Origin of the sequence: Streptomyces sp. NPDC002870 (assembly GCF_042888505.1) — a bacterium.
GTDB lineage: Bacteria > Actinomycetota > Actinomycetes > Streptomycetales > Streptomycetaceae > Streptomyces.
In genome coordinates this window covers 47230-66149 of sequence record NZ_JBIAPW010000025.1, presented here as the reverse complement: position 1 = coordinate 66149, position 18920 = coordinate 47230, and the positions used below count along the sequence as shown (strand labels likewise).

The 18920-nt window shown below is 66.8% G+C and carries 15 protein-coding genes and 1 pseudogene; 9 read left to right on the top strand and 7 right to left on the bottom strand.

What is annotated here, in order from left to right; all coding sequences use genetic code 11:
• Nucleotides 1–143: 143 nt before the first annotated feature.
• Nucleotides 144–3408, bottom strand: a pseudogene (locus ACFYWY_RS26475) (LamG-like jellyroll fold domain-containing protein).
• A 523-nt stretch (nucleotides 3409–3931) separates the two neighbouring features.
• Here ACFYWY_RS26475 and ACFYWY_RS26470 point away from each other — a divergent pair.
• From ACFYWY_RS26470 to ACFYWY_RS26440, 7 genes are all read left to right on the top strand, one after another.
• The gene (locus tag ACFYWY_RS26470) at nucleotides 3932–5017 is read left to right on the top strand and encodes an ABC transporter substrate-binding protein (protein WP_389190513.1); all 1086 of its coding nucleotides are present in this window, start codon (nucleotides 3932–3934) and stop codon (nucleotides 5015–5017) included.
• Nucleotides 5018–5103: 86 nt separating this feature from the next.
• Complete coding sequence (locus tag ACFYWY_RS26465) at nucleotides 5104–6780, top strand: sugar ABC transporter ATP-binding protein (protein WP_389190512.1); 1677 nt, start codon at nucleotides 5104–5106, stop codon at nucleotides 6778–6780.
• Nucleotides 6777–7748 carry an ABC transporter permease gene (locus ACFYWY_RS26460; RefSeq protein ID WP_389190511.1) on the top strand — a complete coding sequence of 324 codons (972 nt, stop codon included), beginning with the start codon at nucleotides 6777–6779 and terminating at the stop codon, nucleotides 7746–7748. The genes ACFYWY_RS26465 and ACFYWY_RS26460 overlap by 4 nt, the downstream gene beginning before the upstream one ends.
• Complete coding sequence (locus ACFYWY_RS26455; protein ID WP_389190510.1) at nucleotides 7745–8809, top strand: ABC transporter permease; 1065 nt, start codon at nucleotides 7745–7747, stop codon at nucleotides 8807–8809. The genes ACFYWY_RS26460 and ACFYWY_RS26455 overlap by 4 nt, the downstream gene beginning before the upstream one ends.
• A 104-nt stretch (nucleotides 8810–8913) precedes the next feature.
• Entirely contained in the window at nucleotides 8914–9957 is a 1044-nt protein-coding gene (locus tag ACFYWY_RS26450; protein ID WP_389190509.1) for a LacI family DNA-binding transcriptional regulator, read from the top strand.
• A gap of 71 nt (nucleotides 9958–10028) precedes the next feature.
• On the top strand, nucleotides 10029–11150 hold the full coding sequence (locus ACFYWY_RS26445; protein WP_389190508.1) for an aldose epimerase family protein: 1122 nt from the start codon (nucleotides 10029–10031) through the stop codon (nucleotides 11148–11150).
• A 505-nt stretch (nucleotides 11151–11655) separates the two neighbouring features.
• Complete coding sequence (locus ACFYWY_RS26440) at nucleotides 11656–11829, top strand: hypothetical protein (protein WP_389190507.1); 174 nt, start codon at nucleotides 11656–11658, stop codon at nucleotides 11827–11829.
• Nucleotides 11830–11905: 76 nt separating this feature from the next.
• Here ACFYWY_RS26440 and ACFYWY_RS26435 read toward each other — a convergent pair whose 3' ends face one another.
• The 6 genes from ACFYWY_RS26435 to ACFYWY_RS26410 form a co-directional block, all read right to left on the bottom strand.
• On the bottom strand, nucleotides 11906–12688 hold the full coding sequence (locus ACFYWY_RS26435) for an Fpg/Nei family DNA glycosylase (RefSeq protein WP_389190506.1): 783 nt from the start codon (nucleotides 12686–12688) through the stop codon (nucleotides 11906–11908).
• A 110-nt stretch (nucleotides 12689–12798) separates the two neighbouring features.
• A complete protein-coding gene (locus tag ACFYWY_RS26430) occupies nucleotides 12799–13635 on the bottom strand; it encodes a carbohydrate ABC transporter permease (protein ID WP_389190505.1) in 837 nt (278 codons plus the stop codon).
• Complete coding sequence (locus ACFYWY_RS26425) at nucleotides 13632–14432, bottom strand: carbohydrate ABC transporter permease (RefSeq protein WP_389190504.1); 801 nt, start codon at nucleotides 14430–14432, stop codon at nucleotides 13632–13634. Before ACFYWY_RS26425 ends, ACFYWY_RS26430 begins: the two co-directional genes overlap by 4 nt.
• A 6-nt stretch (nucleotides 14433–14438) precedes the next feature.
• Complete coding sequence (locus tag ACFYWY_RS26420) at nucleotides 14439–14612, bottom strand: hypothetical protein (protein WP_389190503.1); 174 nt, start codon at nucleotides 14610–14612, stop codon at nucleotides 14439–14441.
• Between the two features lie 14 nt (nucleotides 14613–14626).
• Entirely contained in the window at nucleotides 14627–15850 is a 1224-nt protein-coding gene (locus ACFYWY_RS26415; protein ID WP_389190502.1) for an ABC transporter substrate-binding protein, read from the bottom strand.
• 156 nt (nucleotides 15851–16006) lie between these two features.
• Nucleotides 16007–17239, bottom strand: a complete 1233-nt coding sequence (locus ACFYWY_RS26410; protein ID WP_389190501.1) for an aminotransferase class V-fold PLP-dependent enzyme — start codon at nucleotides 17237–17239, stop codon at nucleotides 16007–16009.
• Between the two features lie 430 nt (nucleotides 17240–17669).
• Here ACFYWY_RS26410 and ACFYWY_RS26405 point away from each other — a divergent pair, with 430 nt between their 5' ends.
• A complete protein-coding gene (locus ACFYWY_RS26405; protein WP_389190500.1) occupies nucleotides 17670–18386 on the top strand; it encodes a FadR/GntR family transcriptional regulator in 717 nt (238 codons plus the stop codon).
• A 46-nt stretch (nucleotides 18387–18432) separates the two neighbouring features.
• Nucleotides 18433–18906 (top strand): hypothetical protein, encoded by a 474-nt coding sequence (locus ACFYWY_RS26400; RefSeq protein WP_389190499.1) that lies wholly within the window; start codon nucleotides 18433–18435, stop codon nucleotides 18904–18906.
• The last annotated feature ends 14 nt before the right edge of the window (nucleotides 18907–18920 follow it).

Sequence of the window (18920 nt, the reverse complement as noted above, 5' to 3'; positions counted from 1 at the left end):
GGTTACGCGCCCGCGACGGGAGTTCCACGGCAGCGTCAGGCCGCCCGAAAGACTTCGGGCGGCCTGTGAGGGTGCCGTGGTGGGTTTCCCCCGGTGAGCGGGTCACGACCCGCTCACCGGGGATCCTCGGTTGAGCAGGAGGCTTACGGCTTCTCCTGGTCGTGGAGCGCGCTCACCTCCTGGGCCGTGAGCGCCTTGTCGTAGACGTGCACCTGGTCGATTGCGCCGTTCCAGAAGTCGGTGTTCGCACCTGCGAACTTGGCGCGGCCGACGGACAACGGCCCGGTGCTGACGTCGGCGGGGCCGGATGCGGCCGTTGCGACCAGCTGGCCGTCGAGGTACAGCTGGATGTCGTCGCTCGCGGTGGCACGCACCCCGACGAGGTGGTACCAACGCCCCAGTTCGGGCTTGGTCTCCAGGCGGGCCCGGTTGCCGCCGGGTGTGCTGAACGCGAAGGCGCCCTGCCCGTACTGCAGGTAGAACGGGTTCTCCGTGCGCCTGCCGTCCTGGCTGACCACGGTCGCGTAGTTGCCGGGAATCGAATCGAGCGTGACCCAGGCCGACACCGAGTAGCTCTTGGTGGTGTCGAGTACCGGGCCCTCGGTCTGGGCGTACTGGCCCTCACCGTCGAACTTCAGCGCTGTGCCGCTCACGCCGGGAGTCCAGGAGGCGCCTTCACGAAGCGTCAGCGAGCTGCGGTTGGGGCCCTTGTCGCCCGCGGTGGTGCCCTCGCCCTCGTCGAGGGGCCAGAAACGCACCGCCGTGCAGCTCCTGCCGCTCACTGGCGGCTGCGCCCGCCGCGATGACCTTTCGGTTGATCTCGCGCACCTTCGCCGGGTCGACCTTGATCTCCCGACGGTCGTAGGTGTACAGACCGTTGAGCTCATTCTCGAGGTCGGTGACTTGCGTGTACACCGAGCCGGACAGTTCTGCCCCGGCGGCTGCGAGGTAGAACGTCTCGGTGTTCTCGACGTACTTGCGGGTGAGCGCGTCCTTGTCGGCCACGCCGCTGTAGATCGCCGTTGGAGCACCCGGCCACATGTGGCCGGGGGTGCGGAGGGTGAAGCCGCCGTGCTCGCCGTCCATCGCGGCGCGGTGGTCGGGGAACGGTGCCTCGCGGTTTCCGTAGTCGTGGTGGTCGATGATGTCCCCCTTGCCGGAGTCGCCCTTGGAGTCGCAGCAGTTCACACCGCTGTGTGCGTTGACCACGCGGGAGGGATCGGCCGCCTTGACGGACTCGGCGATGCGGCCGGTCTCCTCGCGGTCCCATTCGCCCCAGCCCTCGTTGAACACGATCCAGCCAATGATCGAGGGCGAGTTGTGCAGCATTTGCATGGCCTGTTTGCCCTCGTCGAGGAACGCCTTTCGACCGGTCTCGTTGGTGAGGCTGCCGGCGACGAAGTCCTGCCACACCAGCAGGCCGAGCTTGTCGGCGTGGTGGTACCAGCGGGGGGACTCCACCTTGATGTGTTTGCGCACCGCGTTGAAGCCGAGCTTCTTCTGCGCCTTGAGGTCGAAGGCAAGGGCGGCGTCGCTGGGCTGGGTGTACAGGCCGTCGGGCCAGAAACCCTGGTCCAGCATGGCGAGGGAGAAGATCGGCTTGCCGTTGAGGACGAGCTTCTGGTAGCCGCCGACCTTCTCGACGCCGATCTTCCGCATGCCGAAGTAGCTGTCGACGGAGTCGGTGGACCGGCCGTCGGTCAGCGTGACTTCGAGGTCGTAGAGATACGGGTCGTCCGGGCTCCACAGGTGCTGCTTGCTGACGGGCAGGCGCAGCCGGCTGTTCGCGGGGCCGGTGACGGTGCCGACCGTCCTGCCCCGGGTGTCGCGGGCGACGGCCTTGACGCGGGCCGCGGAGGAGGCGTGCTCGGAGTTGACGGTCACCGACAGGCTGCTGGAGTCGATGTCGGGCGTGGTGATCAGGCCGTCGACGGAGGTGTCTGCAACCGGCTCCATCCAGACGGTCTGCCAGATGCCCGACGACTGGGTGTAGAAGATGCCGCTCGGCGCAGTGGACTGCTTGCCTGTCGGCTGGTTGATGCCGCCCGTGTCGGTTGCCGCGACCACGATCTCCTGCGGTCCAGTGCCCTGGAGCGCGTCGGTGATGTCGGCGCTGAATCCGGTGTAGCCGCCAGTGTGTTGGGCGACCTGCTTGCCGTTGACCCACACGCGGGCTTGGTAGTCGACGGCGTCGAAGTTGAGCTTCAGCCGCTTACTGCTGCCGACTTTCCAGTCCTTGGGCACGGTGACGAGCTTGCGGTAGAACATGTGGTCCTCGTGCCGCTCGATGCCGGAGAGCTGCGACTCGACCGGGAACGGCACGATGATCTTCTCGTCGAGGTTCTTGCCGAACACCGGCTGTTCGCCCGCGTCGGCGCCGGCGAACTGCCAGGGGCCGTTGAGGTTCTTCCACTGGTCGCGCACGTGCTGCGGACGGGGGTACTCCGGCAGCGGGTTCTTGCTGTCGAGCTTGTCGCCCCACGTGGTGGTGAGCCGGTGCGTGGACGCGTTCCGTGCCGTACGGATGATCAGCGGCACGGTGTCGGCGCCGGCCTTGAGGCCGCCTTCACCGTCGTAAGTGACGCGGACCCGCTGGTCCTTCTGGATTGGCGCCGCCAGCGTGACGACCAGGGAGTGAGGGTCGTCCGAGGCGACGGCTACCGCCTCGACCGGCATCGGCGACGTGTCGGCCTCGACCTTCAGGTGATCCTTGACGGCGTCGATGGCGCTGACCGCGCCCTCGAACGTCGCCTGCAGGCGCAGGCCGTCCTCGGCGACGGAGAGTTCCACCGGAAAGGACTGGAAGTCGGCCGGCGGCGTGAACGCCGTCTCGGGGACGAACTGCTTCGCCAGCGTGGGGCTTGACCAGCGCAGGAACATGTTCGCGCCGCCGGTGTCCTGGAACATCTCGAGGCGGAATTCGTGGCGTTCACCGGCGGTCAGAGTGACCGGCTCGCTGGTCTGTTCCGTGTCCCAGTCGGGCTGCCAGTGGTCGATGACAGCCTTGCCGTCGATGAACAGCCTGAAGCCGTTGTCGCCGATGGCGTAGAACGTGTAGTCGCCGGTGGTGGGCGCCTCGATCTGGCCGGTCCAGCGGGCTGTCGTGTGCTCTCCCTTACCGGTCAGCGTTTCGAACATGGGGACCAGGCCAGGGAAGTTGATCTGCGGGTCGAGCGAGACTCCTCCGAGGGTGGCGAAGTCCCGGGCGCCCGGTTCGGACATGCTGAAGTACTCGCCCTTCAGGCCCTTCACGGCGCCGGATGGGTCGTTGTCGGCGAATGTGGCCGCAGAAGCGGCCGGCTCGGCAGTCGGCGCGATCGGGACCAGGCCGCTGATCGGCAGCGCCAGGGCAACGGCAAGCAGCAGCGCCCGGAGCAATCGTCGGGTATGGGTGGGCTGTCGTGTCATGGACTCTTCCTCGCGCAGAGGGACTCGGAGCCGGAACTGTGGGGGCTGATGCGGCCGATGAGGACAGGGGCTCGGTGGGCCTCGCGGCTCGCTGCACATGTGGGCGCCGTCGACAAAGTCCGCGGTAGCAAGTGGCGTACCCGGCCCGTTATTCCAACGTTGGAAACCTGTGTGACACCGGAATGACAGCACGTCGCCCGGCGGCTGTCCAGAGGTTCGGCAACAGGTGTCCCCGCCCGTCCACATCCGGCATGGCGGCTCGTCGCGTCGGCTCGGACACGCTTAGGAAACGTCGCTGCAACCCTCTTGCCGCTGGCACCAGGGCGCCTATATAACGTTGTAAAGCCAGTCGGAGACAGTCCGGAACTGAGCCAGTTACACGGCTTTCCAGCAGCTCACAGCCCCTTTCGGCAACCGTACGCCCACGCTCCGGTCATCCAGGGCGGCACGGCTGCACTCCCGCACTGCCCGCGACCGTACGCCGCCCGGCGGCACCGTCCCGTCCGCCAAGGAGTGTCCTTTCATGACCACCACGCACAGGTCCCGCACGCTCTCCGCCGTAGGGCTCTCCATCGCGGCCATCACCCTTGCCGCCACCGGCTGTTCGAAGTCGGAGACGACCGAGAACGGGGGCAGCGATGCGTCCCAGGCGGCGCAGTCAGCCAAGACGCCGGAGGCGAGTTCCGGCCCGGGCTGCGCCCTGACCGCCTACGGCGCCCCGAAGGTCGACCTGAAGAACGCAATCGTCGGCTTCTCCCAGTCGGAGAAGGAGGCCAACCCCTTCCGCATCGCCGAGACGCAGTCCATCAAGGACGAGGCGGCGAAGGTCGGGGTCAAGAAGCTGCTGACCACCAACGCACAGTCGCAACTGTCCAAGCAGATCAGCGACATCCAGGACATGCTCGCCCAGGGGGCACAGTTCCTCATCGTCGCGCCGCTCAACTCCGACGGTCTTGAGCCGGCCCTCAAGGCCGCAGCCGACAAGCACGTGCCGGTCCTGACGATCGACCGGAAGATCAACGCCACGGCGTGCAAGGACTACCTCGCCTTCCTGGGATCGGACTTCGTGGAGCAGGGTAAGCGGGCAGCCGACGCGATGATCAAGGCCACGGGGGGCAAGGGCAAGGTCGCCATTCTGCTGGGCGCCTCCGGAAACAACGTCACCACCGACCGCACCAAGGGGTTCGTCGACCAGATCAAGGCCAAGGCGCCCGGCCTGGAGATCGTCGCCCAGCAGACCGGCGAGTTCGCACGCGACAAGGGTCAGCAGGTCATGGAGCAGCTCATTCAGTCCAAGCCGGAGATCACCGCGGTCTACGCCGAGAACGACGAGATGGGCCTCGGCGCGCTCACTGCTCTCAAGGGCGCCGGCAAGAAGCCCGGCAAGGACATCAAGATCGTCTCTATCGATGGCACGCGCAACGCCGTCCAGGCCCTGGCCAACGGCGAGTACAACGCGGTAATCGAGTCCAACCCGAGGTTCGGCCCGCTCGCCTTCGCGACCGCGCAGAAGTTCTACGGCGGCGAGTCCATCCCGGAGAACGTCATCATCTCCGACCGCGCCTACGACGAGGCCAACGCCAAGTCGTCGATCGGCGGAGCGTACTGACCCATGCCGCTGCGGGCCGCCACGACCCCCGTCTCATCTCGTGGCGGCCTGGGAACCACCCATACGATCTCCGGAAGGCCAGGTTCATGGCACCCCCCGAAGCGGCAGCGTCCGCTGCGGCAGGCGCACAGTCGCCGAACGCACCGGCACTGCTGGAGGCCCGCGGCGTCAGCAAGAGGTTCCCCGGCGTAGTCGCCCTCGACGACGTCTCGTTCACCGTTCATGCAGGCGAGACCCACGCCCTCGTCGGCGAGAACGGGGCGGGCAAGTCCACCTTGATCAAGGTACTCACCGGCGTCCACCGCCCGGACGGCGGCGAACTGCTGCTGTCCGGACGGCAGATGCACTTCACTCGCCCCTTCGAGGCGCAGCAGGCGGGCATCTCCACGATCTACCAGGAGGTGAACCTTGTCCCTCTGATGAGCGTGGCCCGCAACATCTTCCTCGGACGTGAGCCCAAGTCCCGCTTCGGGCTGATCGATTTCGGGCGCATGCACAGCGAGGCGGCCGAGCTGCTCGCCGGGTTCGGCGTCCGCGTCGATGCCCGGCGGCCGCTGCACACCTTGGGCGTCGGGACGCAGCAGATGGTCGCGCTGGCCCGCGCAGTGTCTGTCCAGGCCCAGGTGGTGGTCATGGATGAACCCACCTCGTCCCTGGAACCACGAGAGGTGGAGACCCTGTTCCAGGTCATCGGGGATTTGCGGCGGCAGAACATCGCTGTCGTCTACGTCAGCCATCGCATGGACGAGCTGTATCGCGTCTGCGACCGGGTCACCGTTCTGCGCGACGGCCGGCACGTCCACACAGGCGACCTGGCCGACGTGGACCGCATGCACCTAGTGTCCATGATGCTCGGCCGGGAGATCACGGAGGTCCGCAGGCACGGCGTGACAGCATTCGGAGACGAGGGACATGACGTCGCGCGCCGGCCCGTCCTCACGGCCAAAGGTCTGACCCGCAGACATCAATTGGACGACATCAGCCTGGATCTCCATCCGGGTGAAGTGCTCGGACTTGCCGGCCTGTTGGGATCCGGGCGCAGCGAGACGGCCAAGACGCTGGCCGGCGCCCTGCCCCTGGACGCGGGAGAGATCAGCATCGCCGGCAGGCCGCTGCGTCGGACGACCTCCGCGAGTGCCATCCGCGCCGGGATCAGTCTGTTGCCCGAGGACCGCAAGGCGGAGGGCATCGTGCCGGGCCTGTCGGTCCGGGAGAACATCGTGCTCGCCGCCATGCCCCGGCTGTCCCGGGTCGGCGTCGTCTCACGCAAGCAGCAGGACCGCATCGTGGACGTTTTCATGAAGCGGCTGCGGATCAAGGCCTCCAGCCCGGAGCAGAAGGTCGGTGAACTCTCCGGCGGCAACCAGCAGAAGGTCCTGCTCGCGCGGTGGCTGTGCCTGCAGCCCAAGGTGCTGCTGCTGGATGAGCCCACTCGCGGCATCGACGTCGGTGCCAAGGCCGAGGTGCAGGCGCTGATCGACGAATTGGCCCAGGAAGGCCTCGCCGTCCTGCTGATCTCCTCCGACCTCGAGGAACTGGTCGAGGGCTCCGACCGGATCGTGGTGTTGCGGGGCGGGTCCGTGGCCGGAGAGCTGACCGGCGATCAGGTCGGCGAGAGCGCACTGCTGGAAGTGCTCGCCGACCATTCCGCAGCCGCCGCTCCGGCAGGAATGCATCCCGCCCCGGACTCCGACATCACCGGCACCGGCACCGGCCCGCACGTCCCGGCCAAGGCCTCGGCCGACAAGGAGGATCTCCGATGACCAGCCCAGCGACCGTAGTGCCGGGGCGCGGCCTGTCACAGCTGCGCGACCCCGCATGGTTCCAGGAGTACGGCGTATACGCCGCAGTTGCCGCGCTGCTGGTCTTCAACGCCTTCTTCACAGAGCACTTCGTCACCGTCGACAATTTCCGCACCCAGCTGATCCAGGCCGCCCCGGTTGTCATCGTGGCTCTGGGCATGGCCCTGGTGATCGGCACCGAGGGCGTGGACCTGTCCGTGGGTTCGGCCATGGCGCTGGCCGCCGCCCTGCTGCCGCTCTACCTCGGCTACGGACTCGTGCCGGCCCTCCTCATCGCTCTCCTGGCCGGCGCCGTGGTCGGCGCGGTGAACGGCACCTTGGTGTCGCTGGTCGGCCTTCAACCCATCGTCGCCACCCTCGCCCTGTTCGTCGGCGGCCGCGGAATCGCCCTGGTCGTGGCCGACGGACAGCTGAAGCAGATCGCCAACCCCGATCTGCTCGCCCTGGGCACCGGAAGCTTCCTCGGCATCCCGCTGGTCGTTCTGATCGCCGGTGTGCTGGCGCTCGCCGTGGCCTTCCTGGTACACCGCACCACTTTCGGCCGACAGGTCGTCGCGATCGGTGGCAACCGCCCCGCCGCGGCACTGGCAGGTCTGCCGGTCAAACGGGTCCTGACCGGTGTGTACGTCCTGTGCGGCGTACTAGCGGCGCTGGCGGGCGTGCTGGCCACCGCCCGGCTCACCGCCAGCGACCCCTCCTCCCTGGGCAACTTGATGGAGCTGTCCGCGATCACCGCCGTGGTCGTGGGCGGGACACCGCTCAGCGGCGGTTCCATCCGCGTCCTCGGCACCGTCGCCGGCGCTCTGCTCATGCAGCTGCTGCGCGCCACCCTGGTCAAGCACGATCTGCCCGACTCCACTGCCCAGATAGCCCAGGCGGCCATCATTCTCGCCGCCGTATACGTCGCCCGGGAGCGCCGATCCCGATGAAACTCCTCTCAGCACTCGGTTCCTCCGAAGCCGGTTCTCGATCGCCGGCCGCACCCGTTCCGCCCGGCAGCCCCCCCTGGCAGGACGCCGCTGCCGAACAGTCGACCGGCAGGGAGCGCTTCGCCTCACTGGTCCAACGCCAGGGCGTACTCGCCGTTCTGGTCCTCGTGGTGGTTGTCTCGTCGTTCGTCTATCCGACCTTCGCCACCATGGACAACGCCCGCGGAGTGACGGTCCAGGCATCCTTCCTTGCCATCGTGGCACTGGGCATGACCCTGGTGATCATCACGGGCGGCATCGACCTGTCCGTCGGCTCGGTATTCGCGCTCGGCGGCGTACTCGCGGCCTGGGCCTCGCAATGGGGCATCCTCCCGGCCCTGCTGGTCCCACTCGCCGTGTGCGGAGCGATCGGCGCCCTCAACGGGCTCCTCATCGCACGCGCCGGTCTGGCGCCGTTCATCGTGACCCTCGCCTCGCTGCTGGCCGCCCGTGGGCTGCTGCTTGCCATCACCGACGAGGGCGCCACGACGTACCTGGTTCCCAAGGAGTCGGCCTTCGCCCACGTCGGGCAGGGCAGCATCTGGGGATTCGGCTATCCGATCCTGATCGCCGCAGTGCTCTTCGGCGCCGGAGGTCTGGTCCTGCAACGCACCTCCTTCGGCCAGACACTGTTCGCCGTGGGCGGCAGCGCCGACGCGGCGACGCTCATGGGTCTCCCCGTCGCCCGAGCGAAGGTCATGGTCTACCTGCTCAGCGGGCTACTGGCCGGCCTGGCAGGCGCGATCAACGCGGCGCGGCTCTCCTCCGGCGTCACCATCATCGGTGTTGGCATGGAACTTGACGCCATCTCGGCGGTCGTCATCGGAGGCACGCTGCTCATCGGCGGCGCGGGTTCGGTGAGCGGCACGCTGTGGGGGGTGCTGCTGCTCGCGGTGATTCAGAACCTGATCAACCAGATCGGTTCGCTCAACTCCTCTTACCAGTCCGTGGTCAGCGGCGGCTTCCTGATCGTGGTCGTGGTGGCGCAGCGATACCTGGCACGGAGCCGCAGAACCACCTGAGGAACACCGGGTGCCGCACGGCCGCAGTGCCGGCGGCGCCCGGCGCACAGCATGCCGGACCCGGATGTTTCCGGGGCCCCGGTTCGGTCCAGCGAAGGAGTGTAGTGGGCGTCAGTCTGAAAGACGTCGCGCAGTGGGCGGGCGTTTCGGTCAAGACCGTGTCGAACGTGGTGAACAACTACCCCCACGTCACACCGCACATGCGCGCAAAGGTGCAGCAGGCCATCGACGAACTCGGTTACCGCCCCAACCTCACCGCGCGCCATCTGCGCAAGGGCCGCACCGGCATCATCGCCCTCGCCGTCCCCGAACTCGGCAACCCGTACTTCGCCGAGTTGGCCGGCGCGGTCATCGACGCGGCCGCCCGGTACGACTACACCGTTCTGGTGGACCACACGGCCGGACTGCGTGAGCAGGAGGTCCTGGTCAGCCAGGGATTTCGTTCCCATGTCATCGATGGACTCATTCTGAGTCCGATCCACCTGGAGACCGAGGACCTGACCGGGCGGGACGAGACTGCGCCGCTGGTGCTGCTGGGGGAGCGGGAGTACGAGGCCCCCTACGATCACATCGCCATCGACAACGTGGCCGCGGCTCGTGAGGCAGTCCGTCATCTCCTCTCCATCGGACGCCGGCGGATCGCCTTCATCGGTTCCCGCACCGGCCGCGAGCGCCAGCCGGCACACCTGCGGTTGCGCGGCTGGCGGGAAGAACTCGTCGCCGCCGGACTGGAGCCCGACGAGGACCTGGTCGCCGCAACCGACGGCTACGGACGCGCCGACGGCGCCACCGCCATGGCCGCTTTGCTGGACCGCGGTGGGCGGCCCGACGCCGTCTTCGCCTACAACGACCTGATCGCCATCGGGGCGATGCGTACGCTCACCGAGCGGGGCCTCACCGTGCCCGACGACGTCGCCGTGGTCGGCTTCGACGACATCGAGGAGAGCCGGTTCGGCGCCGTCACCCTCACCACGATCTCCCCCGACAAGCAGGCCATTGCCCGTCTTGCCGTGGAGAGCCTCGTCGAACGGCTCGTCGGCCATCGGGCCGAACCCCTCCGGGCCCGGCCCGGATACCGCCTCCTCGTCCGCGAGTCCACCAGTACCGGCGGGCCCGCCGCGAATGCGGCCCGAACCCCGCACCGCTAGGACCTGGCCTCCCCCGGCCGAGGTGCGAACCCGGCTCTCCGCACGAACACCGCTCACGACGAGGAATCCTCATGCCCCGGCCCACCCTGCACCGCAGCCCTTACGGAACCGCTCCCGGGGGCGAGGACGTCGATCTGTTGCGTCTGGACTCCGGTATCGGTGTGCGGGCCGAAGTCCTCACGTACGGCGGCATCCTGCACTCGCTGTCCGTGCCCGACGCGGCAGGCAACTCCTCCTCCGTCGTGCTGTCGCTCGCCTCCGTCGACGAGTACGCCGAGAAGAGCCCGTATTTCGGCGCGTTCATCGGCCGTTACGCCAACCGCATCGCGCATGGCCGCTTCACCTTGGACGGCATGGAGTACCAGGTCCCCACCAACGACCGGGGTCACGCGTTGCACGGTGGCCCGGAAGGCTTCGACAAGAGGATCTGGCAGGCCGAACCGCTCCCGAGCGACGACATGGCCTCGGTGCGGCTGTCACTCCTCAGCCCGGACGGTGACATGGGCTTCCCGGGCGCCCTCGATGTCACGGCCACCTACTCACTCGACCGGGCGGGCACCCTGGCCATCGACTACATGGTGACCACCGACCGCCCCACTGTCGTCAGCCTCAGCCATCACGCCTACTTCAATCTGGCGGGACGACCGGGCGACGTCCTGGGCCACACCCTGCAGGTGGACGCGGGATCCTATGTGCCCGTCAGCGACGACGGCATTCCCCTCGGACCGGCCGTCCTGGTCGACGGCACCGCCTTCGATCTGTCGTCCCCGCGCCGCATCGGGGACATGTTCGGGCTCCACGATCCACAACTGGATGACGCCGGCGGCTACGACCACTGCTGGGTCATCCGCACCGGTTCCGCGGGACCCGGACTGCGGCGTGCCGCCCGACTGACAGCGCCTGCCGCCGCACGTGTGATGGAGGTATGGACCACCGAACCCGGTCTGCAGGTCTACACGGGCAATCAGCTCGACGGATCGCTGGCCGACAGCGGCGGCCATCCCTACCTACGCCACAGCGCGGTCTGTCTCGAGACCCAGCACCTCCCCGACTCGCCCAACCACGCCGACTACCCCACCGCTGTGCTGCGTCCTGACGAGGTCCGGTACAGCCGCACCGAGTACCGCTTTCCGCACTTGACCGCGTCGGGGGAGCGAGCAGACAGCCCGCCAGAGATCACTGAGAGGAAGTGAATCAGTGCTGCACAGGGGAAGAGAGACCAGAACTCGTGGCCTACAACGCCGTTGGCTCGTTCCTTCTCCCGTTCAGACAAGGACGAGCCATGACCCGATTCACCATCTCCCGTCGCGTCGCTGTTCTGTCCCTCGCGAGCGCCCGCCCTGACCTATTCGTCGGCAGCGGCATCAGCGTGGCCACTAAAGCCCGCCTGCCGCGCAGCCCCTCGGCGCCACCGCGACAGCGCAGGCCGGTGCGCACCCCCATACCCCACGGCGTCCGCGCAGCGTGCGCTGTGGGGGGAGCTGGGTGAAGGCTGGAACGGCGACTACGACCGGGCCCCCGGCATCATCTCCCCGAAGTTCCGGTGCACGTCAGTCTCCTGGACGGCGGCTCCGACCCAGCCATCCGTGGTGTCGACGGCCTCACCGCGTGGATCAATCAGTCCCACACAATCTTCAAGCACTTCAAGATCACCACGCAGGTCGGCCCGTTCGTCGACGGCAAGCACATCGTCGGCCGATGGGCCGCGACCGGGATCAATGGCGGCGGCGTCCCCGGCCCCTGCCCGTCGACACCAAGATCATCTTTGTCGGCACCGACATCCTGCGCACCAACACGGCAAGGTCGTCGAGTACTGGCTCCACTCCGAACACCATCGCGCTCCTCGGTCGGCTCGGCGTCGGCGCCAAGTAACCACCCACACCACAGCCCATAGAAAATGGTCACGCCGTCCGGCGGGCCGTCTTCGGCAGGGCTCGCAGGCGCCGGCTCATGAGCCGGCCGGCTGGCACTTGGGGCACCACACTGTGCCGCGCCCGCCGACACGCTTGCGGCTCAGCGGCCCGTCGCAGCGCGGGCACGTCGGGTTGGAGTCGTCGCGGCGGCCGGTGAGCCAGGACTTCCGTGTGGGAACGCGCCCGGCGCGCACCGACGAGCGCAGAGTGCGGCGCATTTCTGTATGCAGCCGACGGCGATCGTCGTCGGTCAGCTCGTCGGCCCGGCGTTCCGGGTGCAGGCGGGCGCGCCACAGAATCTCGTCGGCGAGCAGATTGCCGAGCCCGGCGAGCACGGACTGGTCGGTGAGGGCGGACTTGATACGGCCGCGCCGCCGGGACAGCAGCTCCTCGAGCTCGGCCAGGTCCACCGACATCGCGTCAGGCCCCTGGTCGTCCAGGATCCGCGCGACATCGGCGTCGTCGGCGAGCCAGAGGCCCTGCAGCTTGCGCTGGTCGCGGTAGCTCAGGTGGTCCCGGCCCACGGTGAACACGACGCGGTCGTGCGGATGAGGCGAGTCCGTCTCGCGACAGCAGACCAGCTGTCCGGTCATCCCGAAATGCAGCAGCACAGTGGGACCGTCGGTGCGGGCGAGCAGCCACTTGCCGTGCCGCTCCGGTTCGCGGAACCGGCGGCCTTCCAGGTCGCGGCTCAGCCGCCCCGCGCTGACCCCGTGCAGGACGCCCGCGTCGTTCACCTCGACCCGCTTGATCCGCTTGCCCTGCGCGCAGGAGGCGAGGACTTCGCGGAACCCCTCGACATCGGGCAGCTCGGGCATGACATCACCCGCCGATCTTCGTACCCCTTGCCGGTTGGCAGTACATCCAGGGTGGCACCGCGAATGGATCACCACCAGGCGAAGGACGGCCGGCCGTGGATCCGCGGCCGCTACCCCTTGACCGCACCCGAGGTGAGCCCCTGGACGATATGGCGGCTGGCGAAGGCGAAGAGCACCATGGTCGGCAGAATCGTGAGCACCGCCGCCGCCGACATCGAACCCCAGTCGATGTTGAAGCTCGAGATGAAGCCGTTCAACGCCGTGGGGATCGTCTTGTTGTCGTCGCTGTTCATGAGCGTGACCGACAGGAAGAGCTCGTTCCAGCAGTTCACGAAGTTGAAGATGAACGCGGCGATGATGCCCGGCTTCATCACCGGCAGGAGCACCCGGAAGAGGGCTCCGAACCGTGAGAGGCCGTCGATCATGGCGGCTTCCTCCAGCGCGTCCGGGATGTTCGCGAAGAATCCGCGGAGCATCACCGTGCAGAAGGGGATGCAGACCCCGACGTATACCAGGACGAGCCCGAGCCGGTTGTCGACCAATTTCAGTTCGGTCATCATCAGGTACAGCGGTCCCAGCGCGATGAACGTGGGGATCATCTGCGTGATCAGGGCCGCCATCAGCAGCGCGCTCTTACTCCGGAACTCGAAACGAGCCAGCACATAGGCGGACAGCATCGAGATCGCGGTTGCCACCGCCCCCGCGACCGTCGCGACGATCAGGCTGTTGGTGAGATACACACCGAACTGCCCATTGCTGAACAGTCCGGCGTAGTTCTCCAGTGAGAAGTGCTCGGGCCAGTAGGCGATCGGGAACGTGAAGATGTCGCCCGGACTCTTCAGCGATGTGATGGTGATCCAGTACAGCGGGAAGACCGTGACGACCAGCCAGAGCGCGAGGAAGGTGACTCTGGTGACACGTCCCGGAACGGACTCCTTGTTGATCACGAGTTTGCTCCCTTCTTCTCGCGCGTGGCCATGAGGTAGAAGACGGAGAAGACCAGCAGCACGGCGACAACGATGAGCCCGAGCGCGGACGCCTTCCCGTAGTCACCCTGCTGGGTGATCGTGATCATCCATGTGGTCACGATGTGCGTCTCGTTGTTCGGGCCGCCGCCGGTCATTCCGAAGATGATGTCGGGGAAGTTGAAGATCCAGATCACCCGCAGCAGCACCGTCAGCGCCAGCGTCATCCGGATGTAGGGAATGGTGATCTGGAACAGTGTGCGGACCTTGCCGGCGCCGTCGAGTTCGGCTGCCTCGTACAGGTCGTTGGGGATCGACTGCAGGGCGGCGAGGATCATGATGGAGAAGAATGTGACGCCGTACCAGATATTGGCGACTATGACGGCGATCATCGCCATCTTCGGATCCGCCAGCCAGGCGATCGGCTGGTCGATCAGCCCCGCCTTCTCCAGGAGGTCGTTCACGACCCCGAACTCGCTGTTGAACATCCAGCGGAACAGGATGCCGATGAGGAACCCGGATATGGCCCAGGGGAAGAAGACCAGTGCCTGATACAGCCCGCGGAAGCGGAAACGGCGTCGCAGCCACAGCGCGATGGCGAAACCGATCACGAACTGGGGGATGATGGAGGCGAACACCCACAGCGCGGTATTGCTGAGGACAGTGCTCCACGCCGGATCCATGAAGATCGCCTGGAAGTTCTCGAAGCCCACCCAGGAGGTGTCCGTGAGGTCCGTGAGATTCCAGTGGCGGAAGGCCATCTGACTGCCCCGGAGCATGGGGTATTAGATGAAGACAGCCACGAAGAGCACGGCCGGGGCCATGTACGCGGCGATGACCAGGCCGCGGCGGGCAGTGAAGGCCGGCTTGCGCGGACGCTGACTGGACGTTGTCGGTGCGGGCCGAGCGCCCCCCTTGAGGGAGGGGCGCTCCACCTGCTCATAGGTCGATCGGGTCACGTCCCGTCTTCCCCTCAGCCCTTGCTCTTCCACTTCTCGGTCCAGTACTTGTCCCAGCTGTCGAGCAGCTGCTGCGGGGTCATCTTGCCGAGCAGCACCCGCTGGATCTCCGCGTCGGCCTTCTGGGACCACTCGGTCCACCAGGGCGCGTCACGGGGCTGCGTGACGGTGATGTACTTGTCCGGGTTCTCGGTCATCGTCACGTAGCTGGCCCACGGACCGGTCTTGTAGAACTCGTCCTCGCTCGCCGCTTTGAGGATGGGGACCAGGCTGTTCTCCTTGCTGAAGGTGGTCGAAGCCTCGCCCTGCGAGAGGAACTTGATCAGCTTGATGGACTCCGCCTTGTGCTTGCTGCCCTTGGCGATTCCCCAGCCGGCGGTCGCCAGCGGCTGGACGGCCTTCCCGCCGGGACCGGCGAGCAGGGGAGCGGTGGTCCACTGGTCCTTCTTGATCGCCTTCGACTGGCCCACTGTCGCGATCACTTCGGGGTCCTGCAGCAGGAACGCAGTGGAGCCGTTCGAGAAGCCCTCGACCATCTCCGGGTATCCCCACGCGACCGACGACGGCGGCGACGCCTGCTTGAACAGCTTGAAGTAGGTGTTCAGCGCGTCGAGGGCCTCCGGCGCGGAGAAGATCGTGCTGCCGTCGGTGAGCTTGTATCCGTTCTCGCGGTCGACCTTGTCTGCGACGTATGCCTCGATGGCCGCGGTCACATTGCCGTTGGCATTGGTTCCGCCGCGGAACGCATAGCCGTACTGGCGCTTGCCCTTGTCCTGGATCGCGGTGGCCTGCTCCAGCAGCTCGTCCCAGTTCGTGGGCGGACCACTGGATCCTGCTTCCTTGATCAGGTCGGTGCGGTAGAAGAGGCTCAGTCCGTAGAAGCCGTACGGGACGAAGTACGTGTTTCCCTTGGCGTTCTTGGAGGCCTTCGTGGCGTTCTCGGTCATGTCCTTCCAACCGGCCCACCCCTCCAGGTCCTTGCCCATGTCGTAGAGCCAGCCGTTGGTGGACCATGGGCCGGCGGTGATGTCCCGGACTTCCAGGGTGTCGACGCCGCTGCCGGACTGGAGCATCTGCTGGATCTTCTGATCTGCCTGGTCGGTCGGCGGTGAGATCAGATTGACCTTGATCTTCGGGTTCTCCTGCTGGAATTCCGCGATGAGTTTCTTCAGGAGCTCTGTGCGGGCGGGGTTCGTCAGGCTCTCCACCATCTGGAGGGTGACGGTCCCATCACTCACACTCGTCGAGCAGCCCGTAAGTACCATCGCGGCAGCGACGCCTAGGGCGGCTATTGCCTTCCTTCTTCTCAACTGTCCTCCTCCATAGGTGTGATTCCGCAAAGCAGCGTCGGGTGGGAACGTGCCTCGCGCGGCTCTACGGTTCTCGGCGGTTCGCTACGGTGCGGCGTCCGCGGTGCGGGCCCATTCGCCGAGCACTGGGACGCAGCGCTCGGCGAAGTACTCGAAGTCGGCGGCCGTGTTGTACACGTGCGTGGACAGGCGGATGTAGCCGACGCCGTCGAAACTGGTGAACGCCGCCGCGACGCCCAGCTCCTGCGACACCCGGTCGCGCAGCGCGTCGGCGGCGGCATGGCTGGTGGCCAGGCCCGCGGGCAGACGCACCAGCCGCAAGGCGTTGACCGGCATACCGACGTCGACCGCACTGCTTGTACCGGTGAGTTCGGCGAACGCGTCGCCGACGATCCGCTCCGCGTAGTCGGCCAGGTCCCGCATGTAGGCACGCGCCGTTTTCCAGCCCCACGTGCGCTCGATGAATTCGAGGGAGGCCGGCGCCGCCAGATAGCTGGTGACGTCCACGGTTCCCTGGGTGTCGAAGCGCTCGGGGAACGGATCGGCGGCGCCCCAGGAGTCGATGAGCGGATAGAGGTCGTCGCGCAGCGGTCCGCGGGCGACCAGAGCCGACGTTCCACGGGGGGCGCAGCCGAACTTGTGCAGATTGCCGATCCAGAAGTCGCAGTCCAGACCTGAGAGAGGATCGTCGATCAGGCCGGGAACGTGCGCCCCGTCCACGAGGAGCGGGATGCCACGCCTTCGCGCCTCCGCGCCGATCCGTTCCACGGGCATCCGGCGCGCGGTTGCCGAAGTGATGTGGTCCACGACGATCAGTTCCGTCGCGTCGCTGAGTTCGGCGGCCATGGCCTCGTAGGCCTGCTTCTCGTCGGCGTCGAGGGGAACCCGCACCGTGCGGACGGTGCCGCCCCAGCGTCTCGCGAGGCGCTGGGCGCCCATGGTGACGGCTCCGTAGCCATGGTCCGTCACGATGATCTCGCCGCCCGGTCTGACCGGCAGGTTCGCGTAGACGACGCTTGCGCCGCCACTCGCATTCGGTACGAGAGCGAGGTCTTCCATGGCGACGCGCAGGAACGCGGCGATGTCAGCCCTGGCAGTCGCGACCCGCCTGGGCAGCGCCGGGAACCAGACCAGCGGGGATCGTTCCATCTCCCTGCGCAACCGGTTCTGTTCGTCCTGCGCGACGACCGGAACCGCCCCGAACGATCCGTGGTTGAGATGTCTGTGCTCGGGGTCCAGCGACCAGGCTTCCGCGGCGGCCCGGCCGTCCGGGAGGAGCAGCGGACTTGGTGCTGGGGTGAGGTCGGTCTCGCTCACGTGACTCCCGATCTCCCGTGATCTTCCAGATCAGCGTGTGACATCAGATGTTTCTAAGAAGAGGTATGACGACTTGGGCGGCATCCTGGCACGCTGCTCCAGCGAGGAGCAATAGCCTCGCGCCCACTTCGTAAGGACGCGTCAGACTGACAGCCCACGGTTGACCGGCCATCCTGTACTGATCACTGAATATGACCTCGTAAAGCAAGAGGTAGTGGCGCAGAAACTATCGAACTACCCGCCGTTGCAGCGCTTGCGGCTGCGCACCTACTGCCCCTGGTTTCTGGTCCTGATCGGAACGCGAGTGCTACGCGTGCCGTCCGTTCGCCAAGTCATCTAATGACTTCCTGTTGATCCGCATGCACTGTCTGATGACTCGGTAGACTGTTCGGGGTCGGGCGAAGCTGCCGGGCCATCCCGGGAGGAAGCGATGTCCGCAGTCGACAAGGCATTTCACGGCCTCAGGCACATGATCGCCACCGGTCGTCTCGGCGCGGGGGAGCGTATTCCGCCCGAGAACGAGTTGTGCGAGGAGCTCGGTGTGTCCCGGGGACCCCTCCGCGAGGCGGTGCGGATGCTCGTGGCGCTGCGTATCGTCGAGCCGCGTCACGGCTCGGGCACCTACGTCTCCCAGCTGCGGCCTGAAGACATCATCGGCAGCCTGTCGTTGACCGTCGATCTCCTGCCGCTGAGCGGGCTGCTCGAGGTGTACGAACTCCGGCGCGTTCTTGAATCCCACGTCGCTGCCCAGGCGGCTGCTCGTGTGACCCCAGAAACGCTGAAGGCGATCTTCGGACACATCGAGGCGATGGAGGCCCTGGAGGCGAAGGAGGACGCATCCAAGATCTCCGAGATCGACCACCGCTTCCACTCGGCGATCGCCCGGATCGGAGGCAACCCGACTCTGGAATCCCTGCTCGGCGTGTTCCGCGCGCGCTCTCGCGCCTACCAGGTGTTCACGCTTCCCGAGAGCGCGGAGATCAAGCGGGCAAGCGACGCGGAGCACCGGGCGATTGCTATCGCGATCGCCAATCGGGACCCTGTCGCCGCTGCCAGTGCGGCGGCGACCCACGTCGCTCACACGGAGAGATGGCTGCACGCCTTTCTGCCGCCTGCGACGGGGGACAGCCACGCGAACGGTCAGTAGTAGCCGTGGAATTCTGACGGTCACCGCGCGTGAGAAGCTCAGCCGCATGATCAATCGCAACGATGGCCCGCGTCACGAACTCTTTCTCCGAGGTGGTCTGGACGCCGCAGACGTGGTGAGTGCTCATCGTGAGGCGATTCGCGTTCTGCGAGAGAGCATCGAGACCGCTCACCTCGATGCCTACAGTGATGACGCCTGGCCACAGGAGGTGGTGCCCACTTACGAGCGCGCACTGTTGATGGCCAAGAACGCTGTGGCCGATGGCGTCGGGTCCGCGAAGGACGATCTCGGAATGGGGATTGATATCGATGTCCGCGACGACGTGCAGTTCGACGTGCTGCTGACGTTGGCCCCCTACACGATCCATACCGAGGCATGGCGGCAGGGTCGGCTGATCTTCAGCGCCAGCGATACGGGAACAGCCCTGTGGATTGCCGTCACATCACAGCAAGAGGCTCGGCTCATGTCGCGGCTCGACGCACTGGGGGTCGCGCGAACGGCGTTCAGGGACCGACCCTGAGTATGCGCGAGGCG